Here is a 21,794-nt window from a genome sequence, read left to right on the forward strand (position 1 = left end):
CGGCGCGAGGAGATGCACATGAAAACTGTTGCGGGGTCGACCGATCGCGTCGTGGTGGTGGGCGCGGGCCTATCCGGCCTCGCCGCCGCCCTATATCTGACCGGAGCCGGGCGCACAGTCACCCTGCTGGAGCGAGCCGATCATCCCGGCGGCCGAGTCGGCCTATATCGCGGCCCGGACTACGAAATCGACTCCGGTGCAACGGTACTCACCTTGCCAGAGCTGGTCACCGACGCCCTCGCCGCCGTCGGTGCGACGCCCGAAACCTGCACGCCGCCACTGCGCATCCACCGACTCGCCCCCAGCTATCACGCCCGCTTCGCCGACGACTCCACCATCCGCGTCTACGCCGATCCCGAGGCCATGGCCATCGAGGTGGCCCGCGTCTGCGGCGAGGCCGAGGCCATGCGCTACCGACGGTTGCGCAACTGGCTCGCACAGATCTACCAGGCCGAATTCACCGAGTTCATGGATACGAACTTCGATTCGCCGCTGGATATGGTCCGCTACCCGGCCAAGCGCCGCGCACTGGCCACACTCGTGCGACTCGGCGGCTTCGGCAGGCTGGGCCCGCGCGTCTCGCGCTTCCTGCGCGATCCTCGTTTGGCCCGACTGTTCACCTTCCAAGCGTTGTACGCGGGCATGGCCCCGGCGAAGGCGCTAGCCGTATACGGCGCGATTCCACATATGGACACCTCGCTCGGCGTCTACTTCCCCGAGGGCGGCATGCGCGCCATCACCGCCGCACTCGCCGACGCCTTCACCGCGGCGGGCGGCACACTCGAGCTGAACGCCGAGGTCACCGGGATCGAATACGCGGGCAGGCGGGCCAGGCAGGTCCGCACCGCAGACGGGCGCACCGTCGACTGCGACGCCGTTGTCCTCACCGCCGACCTCGGCTCACTCGAGCGCTTCGGCGTGCGCCGCCGCCGTCGACTGCGCGCCGCACCATCCGCTGTCGTCGCACACGGCACCATCCCCGCCGCGATCGCCCAGACCTGGCCGATCCAGGCCCACCACGCCATCGATTTCGGGGACGCATGGAACCGGACCTTCGACGAGATCGCCGCCCGCCCCGGCCGCGGCCGCCTGATGAGCGACCCGTCATTGTTGCTCACCAGACCCGCCCTCACCGATCCGTCGCTCTACATCGACCGCGCCGACGGCAGACACGAACCGTTCTCGCTGCTGGCCCCCTGCCCCAACCTCGACGCCGCGCCGCTGGACTGGGACCGGCTCGGGCCCTCCTACCTGCGTGAACTCCTGAATGTGTTGGCGGAGCGCGGATATCACGGCATCGCCGAAAACTTCACCGTGGACCATCTCGACACACCCGGCACCTGGCACGAACAAGGCATGCTCGCGGGCACACCCTTCTCCGCGGCCCATCTGTTCCGGCAAACCGGCCCATTTCGTCCGCGCAATTTTTCCGGCGGCAGCGACAACGTGGTTATCGCCGGTTGCGGCACCACTCCGGGCGTCGGCGTGCCGACCACCTTGCTGTCCGGAAAACTGGCGGCAATCCGAATTATCGGCACCGCACAAGCCACTCGGGATGAATCCCCGCGCACCAGCGGGATAGTGTTCCCGGCGAGCCGATAAACTAACGGCCGACCTATTCGCCTGCGGTTGCGACCGCCGACCACTCCGGGGGGACCGACACCACATGCATCCCCCTGAGACGACGGCCGCCGCGCCCACCGACAACTCGATCACCGCGACCGAAGCAGAGGCGCGCCCATCGAGGGTTCCTGCGCGCCGGACAGCCCCGGCCGTCGCCGAACACGGATTCCGTACCTGGCTGCGGACTACCGCCGACTTCGTCCGCAGCCCCGAGGGACATTCGGCGCTGCTCGGTTTCTTCGGCGCGCTGATGATCACCTTCGGCGGATTCGGCGCGGGCAGCGTCCGCAAACGCGATCCGCTGCTCGAGGCGATACATCTGTCGTGGCTGCGGTTCGGGCACGGCTATGTGCTGTCCACCATGGTCATCTGGGTCGGTGTGCTGTTGATGATCACCGCGTGGGTGCGCTTGGGCCGCACCACGATCGGATTCGGCGACCGGCCCGACGCCGGAGTCACGCTGAACGAACTGCGCGCGATCGTCGGCATCTGGATCTTCCCGTTGTTGTTCGCGGTGCCGATGTTCAGCCGCGATGCGTATTCGTATCTGGCCCAGGGCGCACTGCTACGCGACGGCTTCGATCCCTACGTCTCCCCGCCGGTCGCCAATCCCGGTGTGCTGCTGGACAATGTGAGCCCGGTCTGGACCACCACCACCGCACCATACGGTCCGATCTTCCTGCTGCTCGGCAACGCGATCACCGCGATCACCGGCGATAACGTGGTCGCGGGCACCATCGCGCTGCGGCTGGTCATGCTGCCTGGACTGGCGCTGATGATGTGGGCGGTGCCGTATCTGACCAAGCACCTGGGCGGTAAGCCGAATGTCGCGCTCTGGCTGGCCGTGCTCAACCCGCTGGTCCTGATCCACCTCATCGGCGGCGTGCACAACGAAATGCTCATGGTCGGGCTCATGTGCGCGGGTATCGCACTCGTGCTCGAGCGCCATCATGTGGCGGGCATCGTGGTCGTCGCGATCGGCGTCGCCATCAAGGCGACCGCCGGTGTCGCACTGCCGTTCCTGGTGTGGATCTGGATGCTGCACGAGCGTGAACGTCGGGCGCTGCAACGCGCCGCGCAATCACCGGGTGCGACCCAAAGCCTCGAGAGCGAGGCCGAACCCGCGCGACCGAGCGCGGAAGTGCCGCATCCGGCGCTGATGTTCGCCAAGATCGCCGGACTCGGTTTGAGCGTGTTCGCGGTGGTCTTCGTGGCCGCCTCGGCCATCGCCGGGGTCGGCATCGGCTGGCTGACCGCGCTGTCGGGCTCGAAGAAGATCATCAACTGGCTCTCGCTGCCGACGATCATGGCGCATATGGTCCGCTGGGTGACGCCGTTCCCGATGGATCCGGTGCTCGTGGTGACCCGCGCCCTGTGCGCGCTGGCGCTGGTCGCCGTGCTGGCGTGGACCTGGTGGCGGTTCCGGCACAGCGAGCGCGAGGCGGTCTTCGGCATCCTCATCGCCTTCGTCGCCATCGTCATCCTTTCGCCCGCCGCGCTGCCCTGGTACTACTCCTGGCCGCTGGCGCTGGCCGCCGGGTTCGCGCTGTCAACCACCACGCTGATGGCGCTGGTCGGGCTGTGTACCTGGTTGATGCTGGTATTCCAGCCGGACGGTTCGATCGGGCTCTACAGCTTCGGGCACGTCGCCGCCGCGACCTTCGCCGCCGTGGTCGCGGCCCTGTCGCTGCGACGGGTGGACCCACTGCGACTGCGCGCTACCCCACCGGAGAGCAATCCGGTCGCCGTCATCCGGTCATGACCGAGGTCGCGCTGACCGCCCGCGGCTCGGAACTGGCCGCGGCATACCGCGTATGCCGGGCGATCGCCGCCGTACACGGACGCACCTACTTCCTCGCCACCCGACTGCTGTCGGCACCACGAAGACCCGCGGTGCACGCGCTCTACGCCTTCGCGCGCATGGTCGACGACATCGTCGATCACCCCACATACGACGCCGAACACGGACCCGCGGGCGAACTCGATCTGGTCGAGAAGCAACTGCGCGTCGCCTTGGAGCAGGCAAAGCCTCCCGTCGACCGGCGCACCCAGGTACTCGCCGCACTGGCCGACACCATCCAGCGCTACGACATCGCGCCCCAGTACTTCTGGACCTTCCTGGATTCCATGCGAATGGATGTGCCGGGCACCGCGCACTTCCGCGCCGAGTACGCCACCATGACCGAACTTCGCGGCTACATGCGCGGTTCCGCGGCCGCGATCGGTCTGCAACTGTTGCCCGTACTGGGCACGGTCGTCCCAGTAGCCGAGGCCGAACCCGCCGCCGCCGCACTCGGCGAGGCGTTCCAGCTCACCAATTTCCTGCGCGATATCGCCGAGGACTTGGACCGTGGCCGGATCTACCTCCCCACCCGCGAACTCGCGGCCTTCGGCGTCGACGCCGACCTGCTCGCCCACTGCCACCGGATCGGCCACACCGACCAGCGGGTCCGCCGCGCACTGGCCCACCTGATCGCGATCAACCGCGACCTCTACCGCTTCGCGAACCCGGGCATCGACCTACTCGACCCCCGTGTGCGCCCCGCCATTCGCACAGCGAGCACGCTCTACTCCGGCATCCTGGACGAAATCGAACACTCCGACTACGCGGTGTTCGCGCGCCGCGCCGTGGTCCCGCGCACCCGACGTCTGCGTGTCGCGGCAGTCGAGTTCACCGCAGCGGCCATGCGGATCTGAGCTCGACCGCAACGGTGACACTCACTCAACCACCACGGAGCGAGTCTCGACGGCTCGGACGCGCCTACCGGACGCTGCCGGACGAAGTCCGTCATCAATCTCTTGCGCTGGACGAGCGAAAGCGAGGCCACCGCACACCAGGGCGCCGTGAACACGCTGCGTCCGCGCGGCCGAGAACTCAGAAGGGGTCGGCCGCCGCGCGGCGCAGAACCTCGCGCGCGAGCGGGCCGTGTAATGCGTCGACTGGCTTACCGGGCAGGCTCTCGTCGTCGGTGAAGATCCACTCCAAGATCTCCTCATCGGTGTACTTGGCGTCTTTCATGACGGTGATCAAGCCCGGCAGCGACTTCACGATCGCGCCGGTGTCGTCGAAGAATCGCTCGGGCACGCCGGCAACACCATCGCGGCGCATGGCGAGCAACTGGTGGTCGCGCAGCATCTGATGCACCCGGGTCACCACGAGCCCGAGCTTGTCGGCCACCTCCGGCAGCGGGATCACCACCTCCGACTGGGGAAGAACATCGTCACTGCAAGGGAATGCACTCACCCGGATAACGGTAGACGGTCCCGCCCCACGTGCTTCGAGACACCCCTGGACCGTTCCCGCGCGATTCGATGGCACAACGGCACCCTGTCGGCCACAAATCATCACTTTGTCAACCACAACGGAGCGAGTCTTACGAGCGACCAGTTCGCGGCCCGTCTCGCGGCCGAGTGGTCGAAGCGCAGGCGCCGCAGGCGCGAGTCTCGACCGCTCGGCCGCGAGGCCCACCCGTCGCCCGACCACCACCCTCATCGAATCGCTCCGCGATGCTGACATTCCGGGCCGCGAACACGCCGCGCCCCGCGCGGCCAAAAACAGAGCCGATCGACACAGCTACGATCGTGAGCGGGCCGCGCGAGACGGTCAATCGCTTGTCGCATCGGAGCGATGGGTGAGAACTTTGTGAAAGCCGGAGGACATCACTTGATCGGGCAAATCCTGGAGGGGCGCTACCGCATCGATGCGCCGATCGCGCGGGGCGGGATGTCGATGGTCTTCCGAGGGGTGGATACCCGTCTGGACCGTCCGGTCGCGATCAAGGTGATGGATCCCAAATTCGCCGCCGATCCCCAGTTCCTATCCCGGTTCGAATTCGAGGCGCGCGCGGTCGCCAAGCTCAAGCATCCGTCTCTGGTCGCGGTCTACGACCAGGGCGTGGACGGCGAACATCCGTTCCTGATCATGGAGTTGGTCGAGGGCGGCACGCTGCGCGAGCTCCTGCGCGAACGCGGTCCGATGCCGCCGCATGCGGTGCGCGCGGTCGCCGAGCCGGTATTGGCCGCGATCGGCGTCGCGCATTCGGCTGGCCTGATCCATCGCGATATCAAACCGGAGAATGTATTGGTCTCCGATTCCGGCGAGGTCAAGATCGCCGATTTCGGTCTGGTACGTGCCGTCGCGGCCGCGAACACCACCTCGGCGAGCGTAATTCTCGGCACCGCCGCCTACCTGTCACCCGAACAGGTGACCGCGGGCACCGCCGATTCCCGCAGCGACGTCTACTCCTTCGGCATCCTGATCTTCGAACTGCTCACCGGCCGGGTCCCCTTCACCGGCGACACTTCGCTATCGGTGGCATATCAGCGCATCGAGAACGATGTGCCAAGCCCGAGCGAATTCATCGACGGAGTCCCGCCGGAGTTCGACGAGCTGATCGCGCGGGCCACCAACCGCGAACCCGCGCACCGCTTCGCCGATGCCAACGAGATGGCGGCCGAATTGCATTCGATCGGGGTAGCGCTGAATCTGCCGCCGTATCGGGTGCCCGCACCGCAGGAATCGGCCGAACACCTCAGCGCCAGCTACCAGGGCGCCGCGCCCACCCCGCAGCAGGCCAGGGCCGCGGCACCGCCACCACCGTCCGCGCAGCACACCAAGGTGGTCACCGCGGCGCGGCCGCGGGTGCCCGACTATGGTCCGGCGGACAACTACGGACCGCCGGACACCTACCGCGACCCCTACGCACCATCACATTCGCCGCAACCGTCACCCTTCGCGGACGACCGGAGCAAATCGCGTCGCACGGTCCTGCTCTGGGTCGCCATCGTCGCGGTCCTGACACTGCTCGTCGGGATCGGCGGTTGGTGGTTGGGTGTGGGGCGCTACTCGGCCGTCCCGTCGGTCGCCGGGAAGGATCAGGCCAGCGCGATTTCGGCCCTGTCGGATGCCGGTTTCGACACCGAGATCAGACAGAAGACCTCCGACACCATCCCGGTCGGCGGGGTGGTCGGCACCGATCCCTCGGCCGGATCCAAGGTCACCAAGGGCTCGACGGTGGCCGTGCTGATCTCCAGCGGCAAACCCCGCGTGCCGGATGTCAAAGCGGGCGACAACATTTCGAAGGTCAACCAGCTCATTCGCGATGCCGGACTGCAACCGGTGGACGCGGGCGAAACGGGCAGTACCGCACCCAAGGGCACCTTCGCGAAGGTGGATCCGGCTCCCGGCACCGTTCTGCCGCTGGCCGCGCAGGTAAAGGTGTACCGCAGCAAGGGATCTCAGCCGGTTAAGATGCCCGATCTGCGCGGCAAGACCACCGAGGAAGCTAACAAGGCGCTCACCGCGGCCGGAATCACGGTGCGCGAGACCAGAACTCAGTACGACCGCACCATCGAGGCGGATAAGGTCATCGCCACCGAACCGGCCGCGGGCGCCACGATCCAGGCCGGCGACGGCATCACCTTGATCGTCTCGAATGCCGTGAAGGTGCCCCTGCTGGTCGGCTCGAGCGTCGCCGACGCCCGCTCCAAGCTGCAGGCGCTCGGCCTGGTGGTGGCGGTGCGTCAGCTCGCCCCGTCCGAGAGCTCCGTGGTGATCGGCCAAGTTCCGGGCGTGGGTTCCAATGTCGAGGCGGGCAGTACCGTCTCGCTGACTGCGCTGCCCTGACGACAAAGAAGCGCCGCATGTCGCGGCGCTCCTCTTCGGAAGCCGTGGTCAGCGCAGCATTTCGGCGACCAGAAAGGCCAGTTCCAGCGACTGCTGGGTGTTCAGCCGCGGGTCACATGCGGTCTCGTAGCGACCGGACAGATCCAGATCGGAGATGTCCTGTGCGCCGCCGAGGCATTCGGTGACATCCTCACCGGTCAATTCGATGTGCAGACCGCCCGGATGGGTGCCGAGTGCGTGGTGCACCTCGAAGAAGCCCTGCACCTCGTCGATGATCCGATCGAAATGCCGGGTCTTGTAGCCGGTGGAGGCCTCGTGTGTGTTGCCGTGCATGGGGTCGCACTGCCAGATGACCTGGTGTCCGGTCGCCTGCACCTTCTCGATAATTGGCGGCAGCACGTCGCGCACCTTGGTATTGCCCATGCGCGAGACGATGGTCAACCGGCCCGGCTCGTTATTGGGATCGAGCCGCTCGACGTACTCCACAGCCTGATCCGGCGTGGTGGTCGGGCCGATCTTCAGGCCGATCGGATTGGCGAGCAGTTCCGCGAAGGCGATATGTGCGCCGTCGAGATGGCGGGTGCGCTCGCCGATCCAGAGGAAGTGCGCGGACAGGTCGTAGAGCACCGGCTCGCCCGCCGGGTTCTGGCCGAGGCGCAGCATGGCGCGCTCGTAGTCCAACACCAATGCCTCATGGCTGGCGTAGATGCGGGCCGACTGCAGACTTGGATCGTTCACTCGACAGGCGGTCATGAACGCCAGGCCGCGGTCGATCTCCTCGGCCAGCGCCTCGTAGCGCGCACCCGCCGGTGACTGGGCGACGAAGTCGCGGTTCCAGTCGTGCACACGGTGCAGATCCGCCATGCCTGCACTGGTCAGGGCACGCACCAGGTTCATGGCCGCACTGGCGTTGGCGTAGGCGCGGACCAGTCGCGAGGGGTCGTGCTCACGCAGCTTCGCATCGGCGACCAGCGAGTTCACCATGTCGCCGCGGTAGGACTTGAGGCCGAGCGCGTCGGTGTCAGAGGAACGCGGCTTGGCGTACTGGCCCGCGATGCGCGCGACCTTGACCACCGGCAGACTGGCACCGTAGGTCAGCACCACAGCCATCTGCAGCAACGTGCGGATATTGCCTCGGATATGCGGTTCAGTGTTATCGGCGAAGGTCTCCGCGCAATCACCGCCCTGCATCAGGAAGGCCTCGCCGCGCGCGACCTCCGCCAGCTGCGCGCGCAACTCCTCCACCTCGGCGGGCACGCAGATCGGCGGCACGCTCTCCAGCACGGTGCGCATCATTGCCGCCTGTTCCGGATCCCACGCCGGCTGCTGTAGCGCCGGACGCGCCAGGGCGTCATCCAGCCGCCTACGCAGCTCTGCGGGCAGCGGCGGCAGCTCCGGCAGGCGATCGATGGGTACGTCGACGGTCCAGTTCACCTGTTCAGAATACGGACCCTCCAGCACGCGCAGGTACCCGGTATTAGGGGTGGATTCTGCGCACCTAGGGTGGATAGCCGGGCACTATCGCCACCGTACCGATCTTTGGAGGAGAGACCGATCTCGCTTCGATATTTTTATGACTGCGAATTCATCGAGGACGGGTCGACGATCGACCTCGTATCGATCGGTGTGGTCTGCGAGGACGGCCGCGAATACTATGCGGTCTCAACCGAATTCGATCCCGAACGCGCTGGCCCCTGGGTCCGCAGGTACGTGCTGCCGCAGCTCCCGCCGCCCTCTTCCCGGCTATGGCGCAGCCGCGAACAGATCCGCAAAGACCTCTACGAATTCCTGGTCCCGCGCCCCAGCGTCACCCCCGAACTGTGGGCCTGGGTGGCCGCATACGACCACGTCGCGCTGTGCCAGCTCTGGGGCTCCATGGTCGACCTGCCTAATGCGCTGCCCCGCTACACCAACGAACTGCGTCAGCACTGGGAGGCCCACGGTCGTCCCGAACTGCCCCCGGTCCCCCCGGACGCCCACGACGCCCTCGCCGACGCCCGCCACAACCTGGCCAAATTCGAGGCCATCGAGGCCGCCCGCCGCCGAGTCTCCCTTTAAAGCAAAGGCCCCGAGTCGAAGATTCGACTCGGGGCCTTTGCTTATCTGTCAGTGCGCGGACTTACCGTTCTGACCGTTCGCCTTCGCCTGGACCTTCTGCAGTACGGCGAGCTGCTTGAGCTCTTCCGCGTGGTCGTCCTCGAAGGCCTGCTCGATCTCGTGCACCGGATCGGCGCGCAGGAAGCTACCGGTGCCCGGCTTACCGGCCGAACCCAGCTTGTTCATCTTCTTGGGCACCGTCGCGCCCTGGTACTCCAGCGGGATCGGGTGGCCGTGATCGTCGACCGGGCCCAACGGCTGGTGCACCTCGATGTACTCACCGTGCGGCAGACGCTTGATCACACCGGTCTCGATGCCGTGTTCGAGCACCGCGCGGTCACTGCGCTGCAGACCGATGCAGAACCGGTAGGCGATGAAGTACGCCGCCGGCGGCACGACCAGCAGACCGATGCGGCCCATCCAGGTAGTGGCGTTCAACGAAATGTCGAACTTCAGCGCCAGGATGTCGTTGACGCACGAGAGCGTCAGCACCACGTAGAAACCGATCGACATCGCACCGATCGCCGTGCGCACCGGCACGTCGCGCGGGCGCTGCAGCAGGTTGTGACGCACATCGTCGCCGGTGAGGCGCTTTTCGATCCACGGGTACAGGATCAGCACCGTGAACACCAGCCCCATGATCAGCGCGACCCAGAACACGGCCGGAACCGTGTAGTTACCGATGTAGATCTCCCACGGCGGCATCAGACGCGCCAAACCGTCGGTCCACATCATGTAGAAGTCGGGCTGCGAACCCGCCGACACCTGAGACGGGTTATAGGGACCCAGGTTCCAGATCGGATTGATCTGCAGCACACCGGCCAGGATCGCCACGATGCCGAGGGTGAAGGCGAAGAACGCACCCTGATCCGAGGCGAACACCGGCACGATCCGCGCGCCGACGACGTTGTTCTCGGTGCGGCCGGGACCAGGGAACTGCGTGTGCTTTTGGTACCAGACCAGCGCCACGTGCGCGGCGATCAGTGCCAGGAAGATGCCCGGGAACAACAGCACGTGCGCGATGTACAAACGCGGGATGATGATGTCGCCGGGGAAGTCGCCGCCGAAGATCATCCAGTGCATCCAGGTACCGATGATCGGGATACTCATCGTGATACCGCCGAACGCGGCCCGCAGACCGGTACCCGAGAGCAGGTCGTCGGGCAGCGAGTAACCGAAGAAGCCCTCGAACATGGCCAGGATCAGCAGCAGGCAGCCGATGACCCAGTTCGCCTCACGCGGCTTACGGAACGCACCGGTGAAGAAGATGCGGAACAGGTGCACGATGATCGATGCCGCGAAAAGCAGTGCGGCCCAGTGGTGCACCTGACGCACGAACAGACCGCCGCGCACCTCGAAGGTGATGTTCAGCGCCGTCTCGTAGGCCCGCGACATGGTCACACCACGCAGCGGCTGGTAGGCACCGTTGTAGACGACCTCGCTCATCGACGGATCGAAGAACAGGGTCAGATACACACCCGACAGCAGCAGGATGATGAAGCTGTAGAGGGCGATCTCGCCGAGCAGGAACGACCAGTGGGTCGGGAAGACCTTGTTGATCGACCGCTTCATGAACGCGGCGGCGCGGTACCGCTCGTCCGCCTCGTTGGCTTGGGCTGCAACCCGACTCATGAACGACGCTCCCAGTAGGCCGGTCCGAGCGGCTCGATGAAGTCGCCCGCGGCGACCAGGTAACCCTCGGAGTTGACGGTGATCGGCAGCTGCGGCAGTGCGCGAGCGGCGGGACCGAAGACCGGCTTACCCCATTCGGTCGCCAGGAACTGCGACTGGTGGCAGGGGCACAGGATCTTGTTGGTCTGCTGCTCGAACAGCGACGTCGGGCAACCGAGGTGGGTGCAGATCTTCGAATAGGCGAAGTAGTCGCCGTAGTTGAAGCTCTCCTGCCCCTTGCGCTTGATGGCCTTCTGCGCATCTTCGGTGCGCAGCCGGATCAGCATGACGGCGTTGCGGATACCGCGCAGGGACTGCAGCGTCGCGTGCTCGTCACCGCGCCACTTCTCCTTCCACGGGAACACCGTCTCCATCGCGCCCGCGTCCAGGTCCTCGGGACGCACCAGCATGACGTCCTCGGGGCGACCGGTGTCGCGACGGATGTAGATCGTCTCGCCGGGGAAGTCCGGGGTCCAGCCCGAGACCCACAGCGGCGACTTGTCGCCCTTGGCCCACGGGTTCTTGATCATGCCGCCGACGAAGACCAGCAGCGCACCGATACCGAGTACGCCGACACCGGCGCCCGCGGTCCGGGTAATCATCTTGCGGCGGCCCAGCGTGGAGGTGTCCAGCGCATCCTGCAGTTCGGCGACCAGGGTGCGGCGCTCGACCTCGGGCGAGGGTCCGTCGTGCCGGTCCTGGATGGACAGCTCTGCCGGGATGAACTTCTTGCGGATCAGCACCACCGCGACGCCGATGACCAGCACCGAGATACCGAGGCTGAGACCGACCAGCGGGGTGAACAGCGAGTAGGCGGTGTGGCCTTCCTCGTCCTTGCCCTTGAACTCCCAAGGCCAGAACAGGAAGACCCCGACCAGGACCGCGGCCGCGATACCGGAGACCGCGAACCAGAACGAGACCTCCCGCTCGGCGCGCTTCTCGGCGCGGGTGCCCGGCACCGGGAACCGCTCGCGCCGGTAGGCGACGTCGACACCGTCGCGCTCGGTACCGAGCTTGACCAGCTCGTCGCGCGACATCGCGTCGAGTTCTTCCTCGGTGGGCTCAGCCGGTGTGGTGTTCACCGGCTCCTTCGACGGCTGCGCACCGTCGTGGCCCTCATCCGGCCGACCCATGTCAGTTGGCTCCTTGCTATCGCTCATGCCTGCACCTCGCTGGCGCTCGGCTCCGTCATGACCGATATATCGGCTGTGTTTGTTGTTCGCTCGCTGCGCTCGCTCATGAACGTGATCCGATCCACATCGCGGCACCCACGACGAGCGTGATGCCGACCACCCACATGGCCAGACCCTCGGTCGCGGGACCGAACCCGCCGAGATCCCAGCCGCCGGGGCTCTTCTCCTCGGTGGCGTTCTTGACGTAGGCGACGATGTCGCGCTTCTCTTCCGGGCTCAGCTGCCGGTCGGAGAACTTCGGCATGTTCTGCGGGCCGGTGAGCATCGCATCGTAGATCTGCTGCTCGCTCGCGGGCTCCAACGGCGGTGCGAACTTACCGGAGGACAGCGCGCCGCCGCGACCGGTGAAGTTGTGGCAGGACGCGCAGTTCATCCGGAACAGCTCCGAACCGCGGGCCACATCCGGACCGCGCAGCGATTCCTGGGCGATCTCGCCGTTGGCGTCGCGCACCACGCTCGGGCCGCCACCGTTGGACGCGACGTACGCGCTGAGCGCGTCGATCTGGTGCGCGTCGAACTTCGGTGGCTTGCGCTGGGCCTGGGCCTCGTTGCGCGCCATCGGCATACGGCCGGAGGAGACCTGGAAGTAGACGGCCGCCTCACCGACGCCGATCAGGCTCGGACCGCGGTCGGGCACGCCCTGCAGGTTGGCGCCGTGGCAGGTGATGCAGGAGGTCTCGTAGAGCTGCTTGCCGTCGCGGATCAGCGCGGACTGGTCCTCGTGCGCGGTCGCGACCTGCGGGTCCGGCGTAATCGCGGTGGCGAGGAATCCGGCTCCGACGAGGCCCACCAACAGCGCAAGCCCACCCGCGATGCGACGCCGCATACGGCGTTGCTTGCGCGTCTTGCTTGCCTGGCCGTTCCCGGGGCTGGCGGGCTCTGGCGCTGACGGGGGAGATGAACTCATCTGTGTCCCTTTGGAGTAGACGGAACCGACTTGTGCAAAAGCTTTGAGGTACTGGCCCGACTCAGCGGACGAAGTAGATCGTGGCGAACAGCCCGATCCAGACGATGTCGACGAAGTGCCAGTAGTAGGAGACGACGATCGCGGCGGTGGCCTGTGCCGGGGTGAACTTACTGACCTTGGTGCGGACCAGCAGGAAGACGAAGGCGATCAGACCACCGATGACGTGCAGACCGTGGAAACCGGTGGTGATGTAGAACACCGAGCCGTAGGCACTGCTCGAGATCGAGGTGCCCTCCTTGACCAGGTTGGTGTACTCGTAGCCCTGACCGGACACGAACATCGCACCCATGATCAGGGTGACGACATACCAGCGCCGCAGGCCGAACACATCGCCCTTCTCCGCCGCGAACACACCCATCTGGCAGGTGAACGACGAGGCGACCAGCACGGTGGTGACCGGCACGGCAAGCTTCAGGTTCAGCTCGGTCGGTTCCGGCGGCCAGTTGCCGTGGGCCTGGGCGCGCGCGACGAAATACATCGCGAAGAGCCCGGCAAAGAACATCAGCTCGCTAGACAGCCAGATGATGGTACCGACGCTCACCATGTTGGGCCGGTTCAGCGAATGCACACGCTGAGTAATGGCCGATCCTGGGGTCCCTACTGCGGTCGTCACGGGGGTAAGTATGACTCGTCGTAGTACGACACAACTACCCGGGTGCGAAACTTGCCCTCCCGCGTCGGAAAACGCACGGACAGACAGCGTTTGATGGCCGCGCCTTCGGCGCGGCGTGTCGGCGGCCCCCAGGTGTCTCGCGGCCGACCATTGCGAGCGACCTGCAAGCAGTCGCTGGCGGCGTCGTCGAGACTCGCGACTGCGTCGCATGCGCTTGGACGACTCGGCCGCGAGACGGGCCGCCGACGGTCGCTCGTAAGACTCGCTCCGTTGTGGTGATGTAGGTGTGTGAATGTCGCGCGACCAGACGATTACAGCCTCAGATGGTGACAGGCGTTGGTAAGGAAAAGCTGAGATCAGGAGGCGGATGTGACGTGGTGGTGGCAACGGCTGTTCGGCGGGAACGAACCCGAACCGCTCGATCCGACCCGTTCCGATCTAGTAGTCGTCGCGGAATGCTTCGATGACTCCGAAGGGTGTTCGACAACACTTTCGCGCGCCACGGCTCTCCAAGCCGACGCGCCCGCACTGCTGCGCCACCATTTGCGTATTCCGCCTGATCGGATCGATGAGGTGTGTGCGATCGCGGCCCAGGACGGTTACGCCGCGGCCCCGCGCACCGAAGGTCCGCACGAACTGGAAGCGCTGACCCTGCAACGGGTTCAACTGCTGGACGCACTGCATTGTTCGCAGGAACGGGCGAGGATGGTCGGCCTAGCCCAGCGCCACGACGGCGTCGCGGACGGCTGGGACGCTCTGCAACCGGGTTCCCCGACCGCGCAGCGGTAATAACGTCTCGACCACTACGCTCTATCGCGACAGACTGGTGCGCGAACCAGTGGTGACAGGAGAAGTGGACATGCGCAGCTGGCCCCAAGTACTCGGGACCCTTGCCGATGGTGGCGATCTGGCAGCGGAGGACACGACCTGGGTGATCGACGAGATCTTCACCGACAATGCGACGCAGGCGCAGATCGCCGCATTCGGTGTCGCGATGAAGATCAAGGGCCCCACTCCTACCGAGTTGTCCGGTATGGCCGCGGGCATGCTCGGCCACGCCCGCCTGGTGCACGTCGACGGCGATGCGGTCGACATCGTCGGGACCGGCGGCGACCGGGCCGGTTCGGTGAATATCTCGACGATGTCCTCGATCGTGGTGGCCTCGGCCGGTGTTCCGGTGGTCAAGCACGGCAATCGCGCGGCCTCCTCGAAGAGCGGCGGCGCCGATGTGCTGGAGGCATTGGGCGTAAAGCTGGCTCTCGGCCCCGAGGCCGTTGCTCGCTGCGTGCGCGAGGTCGGCATCGGTTTCTGTTTCGCGCCGCTGTTCCACCCCGCGTTGCGTTTCGCCGGTCCGGCCCGCAAAGACATCGGCATTCCCACCGTTTTCAATGTGCTCGGCCCGCTCACCAACCCCGCGCAACCGCGAGCCGGGCTGGTCGGCTGCGCGTTCCCCGATCTACTTCCGGTGATCGCCGGGGTCTTCGCCGAGCGCGGCGCCAGCGCGCTCGTGGTGCGCGGCAATGACGGTCTGGACGAGATCACCACCTCCGACACCACCGACGTGTGGGTGGTGTCGGGCGGGAAACTGCGGGAGACCACCATTGATCCGACCCGTATCGGTATCGCGCGCGTCGAGCTGAGCGCCTTGCGCGGCGGCGACGCGGAGGTCAATGCGGGTGTCGCGCGCAGCGTATTCGCGGGTACCTCGGGCCCGGTGCGCGATGCGGTACTGCTCAATTCCGCCGCCGCCATCGTCGCCTACGACCTGTCCCAGGGTGTCGGCGATCCGGATGCTGATATCCACGACGCCATCGCCGCGGGCATCGATCGCGCGGCCGAAGCCATCGACACCGGCAAATCCGCAGCCCTGCTCGACCGCTGGGCCAAACTCACCAACACCCTCGGCGACAACTGACACCCCGCGCCGGGAATCATGCGCCGCATGTCGGCAGGCCCCTTGTGGCGGTAAAGGTTACAGTGACGCGGCAATCCGGCGTCGCCCGTTTCGCGTCGGGCCTACGCCGCCCGGCTCGACTCCTGAGGAGCACACGATGAAACGGGGCGTTTACGCGGTACTCGCCTCGGGCGCTGCCCGAACCTTCTCCGACTCCTCCATCCTCATTCGCTGAGTACGGCTCACTCGCCGAGAGAGAAGCCCGCCTCGACGTCGGCGCGGGAATAGGACTTGAAGGCGATGTGCGTAGTGGTGCGGGCGACGCCGGGGGTCTTGTCGATCCGGCCGGTCACCACCTCGGCGATCTCCTCGTGGTCGCGCACCCGCACGATCGCGATCAGATCGACATCGCCCGCGCAGGAATAGACCTCGGTGACGCCCTGGGTGTCGGCCACCGCCTGCGCGGTCTCCGGAATGCGGGCGTTCTCGGCCTGGATCATCACGATCGCGGTAATCATGGCTGTCAGCCTAGGCGGTCACCATGCTTGTACTCCGCGAGTTCGGCCTCCGGGCCGTGGAGTCGGGCCCCCGCCGCCGCATCGGCGAGAGCTGCCCAACCAGCCCAGCGTCCGGCACCGCGGATCGGCTCGCCGTATCCCTCACTCGTGCGCACGATCCGCACCCCCGGCCGTGCCAACCATCGCGTCACCAGACCGACCTCCTCCGGCGATGCACCACGCAATGGCGGCACCGGATCCGGCAGCACGGTCTCCGATGCCGCGACGATGCGTTCGATCACCGGCATCGGCGGCACACCCCGTGCCGAGGTTCCGGCCCCCGCCAGCCGCCCATAGCGGATCACCGCGTACTCCCAACCACCCGCGCCGTTCGGATGCGCCGCGATCAGTTCCCCGATCCGCGCCACCGCGGCGAGTCGTTGGGTACGGTGCAGTGCCCGCACCACCGCGCCGGTCCGGTCACGCAGTCTGGCGGCGGCCTCGAAATGCTCAGCCTGCGAATAAGTTTCGATGCGGTCGAGCATGGCCCGCAGCGCCGCGTCGGAGTGGCCCGCGAACAGCGCCCGAACGGCCGCGGCGACGGGTTCGTATTCCTCCTTATATATAGGAGTGCCACCGACGGCTGCCGGGCATCCGCCGACCACCGCGGGCGGACAGTCGTGGCGACCGTCGCGCGGCAGTCGCGTGGTGCAGGTGCGCAGGCCGCTGTGCTCCGCGATGGTCAGCGCGATGTCGTTCGCGTCCATCCGAGAAGGGAAGGGCCCCAACGCATCCGCGGTCGGTGTCCGCGCGATCGCGAATCGCGGAAACGGTTCGTCGGTCAGCGTTATCCACCAACCGCGCTTCGGGAATTTCGAGCGGCGGTTATAGGGCGGGGTGTGCGCGACGATCAGTCGCAGCTCGCGCACCCCGGCCTCCAGGCCGTGCGCGCACACCACATGGTCGACCCGAATAGCAAGGGAGACCATCTCTTTCATCCGGCCGCGGGTCTCGGATCCGGTGAAGTAATTGCGCACACGGCGACGCAAATTCACGGCCGTCCCTATATAGAGGACTTCGTCGGAGGGTCCGCGGAAAAGATAGACGCCCGGACTCGACGGCAGATCGTTGGCGAGCACCCGCTTGGCGCGTTGGCGCGGTGTGACATTCGGCAGATAGTCGAGCAGTTCGGTCAGGCTGTGCACGCCCAGATTGCCGACCCGTCCGATGAGGGCGTGCAGCACGTCCACGGTGGCCCTGGCGTCGTCGAGGGCGCGGTGGTTCGGCTGGGTGCTCGCACCGAGCAGCGGCGCGAGCACACCGAGCCGGACCGAGGGGGCTTCGTCACGGGCGAGTACGCGCCGCGCCAACTTCACCGTGCACACCACCGGCCCGCTCGGCCATGCCGTATCCATACGGGCCGCGGCGGCGCGCAGGAAGGCCATATCGAAGCGGGCGTTGTGCGCGACCAGCACAGCGCCCTTGGCGAACTCGAGAAAACCCGGCAGCACCGCCTCGATCCGGGGCGCCTCGTAGACCATCGCGGTGGTGATCCCGGTGATCTGCACGATCGCAGGCGGTATGGCCCGTCCCGGATTCACCAGGGTCGCGAACTCCCCCAGCACCTCACCGCCGCGCACCTTCACCGCACCGATCTCGGTGATCGCGTCAGCTTCGGGACTGGTGCCGGTGGTCTCCAGGTCGACGACCACGAAGGTGGTGTCGTAGAGCGGGGTCTCGAGCTCGTCGAAGGCCAACTGCAATGCGGCGGCCTGGCGCGGCGTCGGATCGGGCACGGCGTGCAGCGTAGGGCCTCGGTACGACAGGAACCGCCGGGAAAGCCACTCGGGATTTCAGCGGAGAAATGTCCGAATTACACGGCGAGGATTTCGCTCCGATTCCCACGAAATGATCTAGAACACCAAAAAGTGGCGCACATCACATTATTCAGCAAATTACATCAATCGGACGGACACGCCCGGGCGCCCGGAGTCGATGCCCTCGGCGTGCTGCCGATGCCCCCTACGAGAAGACCGTTCGGTCCGACTCGCCCGACTGAACACAAGTCAAGATACCTTCGCGACCTGGAAAAATTCGGATAAACCCAGCGTCTGAGACACGCCGCCGCCGGACGTCGGCCAGCTCGCCAGCGACGTCACCACCCTTGGGAAATCACACGTCGTTATCGTTTCGTGATTGGTGTGACTCAAGTCGCACATATTCGGCGGCAAATTTGTTGAGCATCGCCATTTCGGATGTCTCCGGCTTTACAAAACACCGTGATGTGTTCGTAACCTTTTCGAGACCTCACGGAGTTCGGCGCACCACCCGACGGTGCCTCGACACGCAGTCCGCTGTACCACCGGGTGCGGCGTCGTGGGGCAGATTGGAAGTACCGCATCATGGCGACCAACACCGTCAAGCGACATGCCAAGCGTGCCGTCGCGGCCGGAGCCGTCGGAGCTGCCTCGCTCGGCGTCTTCCTGTTGCCCGCCGCGCCCGCCTCGGCCCAGCCGGTCACCATCCCCGGCGTCGGCACCTTCGACGTGCCCAACGAGATCCCGATCCCGCCGGGTATCCCGGGCATCGAAATCCCCAACCCCGCACCGCTACCGTTCATGGCGCCCAAGAAGTCCGTCGGCGATATCGCGCTCGACGCCGCGATGAGCAAGCTCGGCGCGCCGTACGTCTACGGTGCCGCCGGCCCGAATGCCTTCGACTGCTCGGGCTTGGTCAAGTGGTCCTACCAGCAGGCCGGTCTGGAGCTGCCGCGCACCAGCGGTGAGCAGCTGAACGCGGGCGCCCCGGTCTCGCTCGACAACCTGCAGCCGGGCGATCTGGTGTCGTTCTACGGCGGCAGCCACTCCGGCCTGTACGCCGGTGACGGCAACGTCGTCCACGCCTCCACCTCGGGCACCCCGGTGAAGCTCGCGCCGATTTCCTCCATGCCGGTCGCCGGCGCGCGCCGCTTCTGAGCAGCTCTTTCGACCACCCTGCCCGGCCGTACGAAACGGCCGGGCGTCGGGACGGCATAGCGTAGCGATCGCTTGCGGGCCGTTCGAAGGGCCAGTGATCATTTTGTGGCCCACTGGACACAGACCTACGCCGTTCCGTAACCTAATCGAGACCTTCCCGGGTTGCGGAGTTCGCCGCAGCGGTTCCGCAGCTTACGGAGGCGACAAGATCGCTTCACGAGAGAAACGGGGCCTGGCGCGCTGTGACAGCACATCACCGGAGACATCGCAGTAAACGTCTGGTGGGAGGGGCATTAGCGGCCGCAGTCCTGGCCGCCGCACTCTGCAGTGGCAGTCCAGCCGGAGCCGATCCGGCCGCCATGCCGACCACGGCCAGTGAGGCCGTACAGCGGATGATCGACCTGTCTCGCGAATCCGAACAGCTCAATCAGCAGGCACTCGGCGCGCAGGCCGATCTCGACACCAAACTCGCCGCCCTGCACGATGCCGACGCCGAACTCGCCGCGGCCACCCAGACCGCCGACGCGGCCCGCGAGGAAGTCCGCAAGTTTCAGCCGATCGTCGATCGCACCGTGATCGCCGCCTATCAGGGCGCACGCACCAGCCGGCTCTCCGCTGTGCTGCTGAGTGATTCACCGCAGCGTCTGCTCGACCAGATGTCCACCATCGATGTGATCTCGGCCAGGAACTCCGAGCAGCTCAATCTCTACAAGCAGGCCACCGCCACCGCGACCGAGGCGGAAAAGGCCGCACGTGCCGCCGCCGATACCGCCCGCGCGGCCTCCGATAAGGCCGACCAGGTGCGCGCCGATCTCGAGCGCAAGCGGGCCGGCCTGTCCGGATCCATCGCGCAGGTCGTAGAGGCATGGGGGCAGTTGTCCACCAAGGACAAATCGGCATTGGCCGGATCACCCTTCCCGCCCGGTTTCGATACCGATACCCTGCTGCGCGGACTCGTCCCCGGCAGCGGCACCAGCGCATTGGCCGCCGGACTCACCCGCATCGGCGACCCGTATGTATGGGGCGCGACCGGACCGCATCAGTTCGACTGCTCCGGCCTGGTGCAGTGGGCCTTCAAACAAGTCGGCAAGGATGTGCCGCGGACCAGTTCGCAGCAGGCCACCTACGGCACCCCGGTGGCCCAGAAGGATCTGCAACCCGGCGACGTCGTGTTCTTCTACTCCGATATCTCCCATGTCGGCATCTATGCGGGCAATGGAATGATGCTGCACGCCTCCACGTTCGGGGTTCCGGTAGCCGTTGCGCCGATGGGGTCGACGCCCTATCACTCGGCTCGACGATACTGATCAGCTATGAGTAGCTTTCGGCGGGCCCGCGCCTGGTTGTTCGTGCGGCGCCGCTTCCAGTTCGTCGCCACGGTGGCGATGGTGACCATACTGACCGGCACCTGCGGTGCACTGCTGATGATGCCGAATTCGGTGCTGCCGAAACTGCATGCGGCCCAGCCGACTTCGATCGGCAGCCTGCGCGCCGCCGATGATGATCCGCGCCTGGCCGCGGTGCGGCGAACACTCGAACCCTTCGGACACCTCGTAACGGAGCAGCTGCCGACCGGGAACGGCCAGCAGTCCCTGGTCGTCGGTCATCCGGCCCAGCAGGCCGAAATCGATACTCTCGCAGGTGAACTCGCGGCCGCGACCACAGCCGTCACCGGCGTATGGGGTCCGGGCTGGGCCCAGTCCGCGATGGTGGTGGTCGCATCGAATCCGTCGGAGTTCGCCGCACTGGTGCGCTCGGGTGCGAGCATGCCCGCAGATGTCGCCGCGGCCTCGGTCGCTGATCCGTTTACACCGGGCACCCAGCCGACCGGGCAGCGCGTCGTCTTCAGCTCCGATGCCGGACGCCGCCTCGACGCCGGCGGTCTGCGCACGCTGCTGCGCCATGAACTCACCCATATCGCCACCCGGGCACAGACCGTCGACGGCGCGCCGCAGTGGATGCTCGAGGGCTTCGCCGAATTCGTGGCCCACCTCGGCGCCGGACAGCATTTCGCCGATATCGCACCCACGGTCGCCACCCGCATTCGCGCCGGAGATGTCCCGCGCGATCTCCCCTCGGCCGCCGACTTCGCGGGCAGCGGTGCCGTCGTCGCCTATGAGCAGGCGTGGTCGGTCTGCGCGTTCGTCGCCGATAAGTTCGACCAGCCGCGCCTGGTCGAGCTGTACCGCCGCATCGCCGCGGGTAAACAGGACTCCGCGAGCGAGGACCGCATCATGCGCGATGTGCTCGGCACCAGCCGTGACGATCTGGTCGCCGACTGGCGCAGCTGGTTGTCCGCCCGCGCCGCTTGATCTCGGACCGCTACCCCTACCCGCCACGACGGAGCGAGACTTGCGAGCGACCGTTCGCGGCCCGTCCCACGTCCGAGCCGTCGAAGCGCATACGCCACAGTCGCGAACTCCCCTCGCTGACGCAACCACGACGGAGCGAGTCATACAAACGACATTCGCGACCCGTCCCACGTCCAAGCCCTCGAAGCGCATACGCCACAGTCGCGAACTCCCATCACTGACGCAACCACAACGGAGCGAGTCATACAAACGACATTCGCGACCCGTCCCACGTCCAAGCCCTCGAAGCGCATACGCCACAGTCGCGAACTCCCATCACTGACGCA

At 66.5% G+C, this 21,794-nt stretch carries 18 protein-coding genes; 10 read left to right on the forward strand and 8 right to left on the reverse strand.

Annotation, left to right across the window (positions count from 1 at the left end):
* The first annotated feature begins 18 nt into the window (after nucleotides 1-18).
* The 3 genes from crtI (at nucleotide 19) to AB0J47_RS29865 (ending at nucleotide 4,320) form a co-directional block, all read left to right on the forward strand.
* Nucleotides 19-1,602: a phytoene desaturase family protein gene (gene crtI, locus AB0J47_RS29855; protein ID WP_364353304.1), complete on the forward strand. Its 1,584-nt coding sequence runs from the start codon at nucleotides 19-21 to the stop codon at nucleotides 1,600-1,602.
* 64 nt (nucleotides 1,603-1,666) lie between these two features.
* Nucleotides 1,667-3,385, forward strand: a complete 1,719-nt coding sequence (locus AB0J47_RS29860; protein WP_364353307.1) for an alpha-(1->6)-mannopyranosyltransferase A — start codon at nucleotides 1,667-1,669, stop codon at nucleotides 3,383-3,385.
* On the forward strand, nucleotides 3,382-4,320 hold the full coding sequence (locus AB0J47_RS29865) for a phytoene/squalene synthase family protein (protein WP_364353310.1): 939 nt from the start codon (nucleotides 3,382-3,384) through the stop codon (nucleotides 4,318-4,320). Before AB0J47_RS29860 ends, AB0J47_RS29865 begins: the two co-directional genes overlap by 4 nt.
* Before the next feature lie 178 nt (nucleotides 4,321-4,498).
* Here AB0J47_RS29865 and AB0J47_RS29870 read toward each other — a convergent pair whose 3' ends face one another.
* A complete protein-coding gene (locus AB0J47_RS29870) occupies nucleotides 4,499-4,867 on the reverse strand; it encodes an Rv2175c family DNA-binding protein (RefSeq protein WP_364353313.1) in 369 nt (122 codons plus the stop codon).
* A gap of 384 nt (nucleotides 4,868-5,251) precedes the next feature.
* On the opposite strand from AB0J47_RS29870, the gene pknB reads away from it, so the two are divergent.
* The gene (gene pknB / locus AB0J47_RS29875; RefSeq protein WP_364353316.1) at nucleotides 5,252-7,249 is read left to right on the forward strand and encodes a Stk1 family PASTA domain-containing Ser/Thr kinase; all 1,998 of its coding nucleotides are present in this window, start codon (nucleotides 5,252-5,254) and stop codon (nucleotides 7,247-7,249) included.
* 48 nt (nucleotides 7,250-7,297) lie between these two features.
* On the opposite strand, the gene AB0J47_RS29880 is transcribed toward pknB, so the two are convergent.
* Entirely contained in the window at nucleotides 7,298-8,683 is a 1,386-nt protein-coding gene (locus tag AB0J47_RS29880; RefSeq protein ID WP_364353319.1) for a class II 3-deoxy-7-phosphoheptulonate synthase, read from the reverse strand.
* A gap of 105 nt (nucleotides 8,684-8,788) precedes the next feature.
* Here AB0J47_RS29880 and AB0J47_RS29885 point away from each other — a divergent pair, with 105 nt between their 5' ends.
* Nucleotides 8,789-9,307: a polyadenylate-specific 3'-exoribonuclease AS gene (locus tag AB0J47_RS29885; RefSeq protein WP_364353322.1), complete on the forward strand. Its 519-nt coding sequence runs from the start codon at nucleotides 8,789-8,791 to the stop codon at nucleotides 9,305-9,307.
* A 48-nt stretch (nucleotides 9,308-9,355) separates the two neighbouring features.
* Here the strand turns inward: AB0J47_RS29885 and AB0J47_RS29890 are convergent, their stop codons facing one another.
* The 4 genes from AB0J47_RS29890 to AB0J47_RS29905 form a co-directional block, all read right to left on the reverse strand.
* Nucleotides 9,356-10,978, reverse strand: coding sequence for a ubiquinol-cytochrome c reductase cytochrome b subunit (locus AB0J47_RS29890; protein ID WP_364353325.1), 1,623 nt, complete (start codon nucleotides 10,976-10,978; stop codon nucleotides 9,356-9,358).
* Nucleotides 10,975-12,150 (reverse strand): ubiquinol-cytochrome c reductase iron-sulfur subunit, encoded by a 1,176-nt coding sequence (locus AB0J47_RS29895; RefSeq protein ID WP_364353389.1) that lies wholly within the window; start codon nucleotides 12,148-12,150, stop codon nucleotides 10,975-10,977. The genes AB0J47_RS29890 and AB0J47_RS29895 overlap by 4 nt, the downstream gene beginning before the upstream one ends.
* Nucleotides 12,151-12,253: 103 nt before the next feature.
* On the reverse strand, nucleotides 12,254-13,117 hold the full coding sequence (locus tag AB0J47_RS29900; protein ID WP_364353328.1) for a cytochrome c: 864 nt from the start codon (nucleotides 13,115-13,117) through the stop codon (nucleotides 12,254-12,256).
* A gap of 61 nt (nucleotides 13,118-13,178) precedes the next feature.
* Nucleotides 13,179-13,790 carry a heme-copper oxidase subunit III gene (locus AB0J47_RS29905; protein WP_364353331.1) on the reverse strand — a complete coding sequence of 204 codons (612 nt, stop codon included), beginning with the start codon at nucleotides 13,788-13,790 and terminating at the stop codon, nucleotides 13,179-13,181.
* A gap of 369 nt (nucleotides 13,791-14,159) precedes the next feature.
* Here AB0J47_RS29905 and AB0J47_RS29910 point away from each other — a divergent pair, with 369 nt between their 5' ends.
* Both AB0J47_RS29910 and trpD read left to right on the forward strand, forming a co-directional pair.
* Nucleotides 14,160-14,579: a hypothetical protein gene (locus tag AB0J47_RS29910; protein ID WP_364353334.1), complete on the forward strand. Its 420-nt coding sequence runs from the start codon at nucleotides 14,160-14,162 to the stop codon at nucleotides 14,577-14,579.
* Nucleotides 14,580-14,649: 70 nt separating this feature from the next.
* Nucleotides 14,650-15,705 (forward strand): anthranilate phosphoribosyltransferase, encoded by a 1,056-nt coding sequence (trpD, locus tag AB0J47_RS29915; protein WP_364353337.1) that lies wholly within the window; start codon nucleotides 14,650-14,652, stop codon nucleotides 15,703-15,705.
* 221 nt (nucleotides 15,706-15,926) lie between these two features.
* On the opposite strand, the gene AB0J47_RS29920 is transcribed toward trpD, so the two are convergent.
* On the reverse strand, nucleotides 15,927-16,202 hold the full coding sequence (locus tag AB0J47_RS29920; RefSeq protein WP_364353340.1) for an Lrp/AsnC ligand binding domain-containing protein: 276 nt from the start codon (nucleotides 16,200-16,202) through the stop codon (nucleotides 15,927-15,929).
* Between the two features lie 5 nt (nucleotides 16,203-16,207).
* Entirely contained in the window at nucleotides 16,208-17,977 is a 1,770-nt protein-coding gene (locus AB0J47_RS29925; protein WP_364353343.1) for a DEDD exonuclease domain-containing protein, read from the reverse strand.
* Nucleotides 17,978-18,583: 606 nt separating this feature from the next.
* Between AB0J47_RS29925 and AB0J47_RS29930 the strand changes: the two genes are divergently transcribed.
* From AB0J47_RS29930 to AB0J47_RS29940, 3 genes are all read left to right on the forward strand, one after another.
* The gene (locus AB0J47_RS29930; RefSeq protein WP_364353346.1) at nucleotides 18,584-19,156 is read left to right on the forward strand and encodes a C40 family peptidase; all 573 of its coding nucleotides are present in this window, start codon (nucleotides 18,584-18,586) and stop codon (nucleotides 19,154-19,156) included.
* 281 nt (nucleotides 19,157-19,437) lie between these two features.
* Nucleotides 19,438-20,463: an NlpC/P60 family protein gene (locus AB0J47_RS29935; RefSeq protein WP_364353349.1), complete on the forward strand. Its 1,026-nt coding sequence runs from the start codon at nucleotides 19,438-19,440 to the stop codon at nucleotides 20,461-20,463.
* Nucleotides 20,464-20,469: 6 nt separating this feature from the next.
* The gene (locus AB0J47_RS29940) at nucleotides 20,470-21,468 is read left to right on the forward strand and encodes a hypothetical protein (RefSeq protein WP_364353352.1); all 999 of its coding nucleotides are present in this window, start codon (nucleotides 20,470-20,472) and stop codon (nucleotides 21,466-21,468) included.
* The last annotated feature ends 326 nt before the right edge of the window (nucleotides 21,469-21,794 follow it).

This window comes from Nocardia sp. NPDC049737 (assembly GCF_040674755.1).
In the GTDB taxonomy this organism is placed as follows: domain Bacteria; phylum Actinomycetota; class Actinomycetes; order Mycobacteriales; family Mycobacteriaceae; genus Nocardia.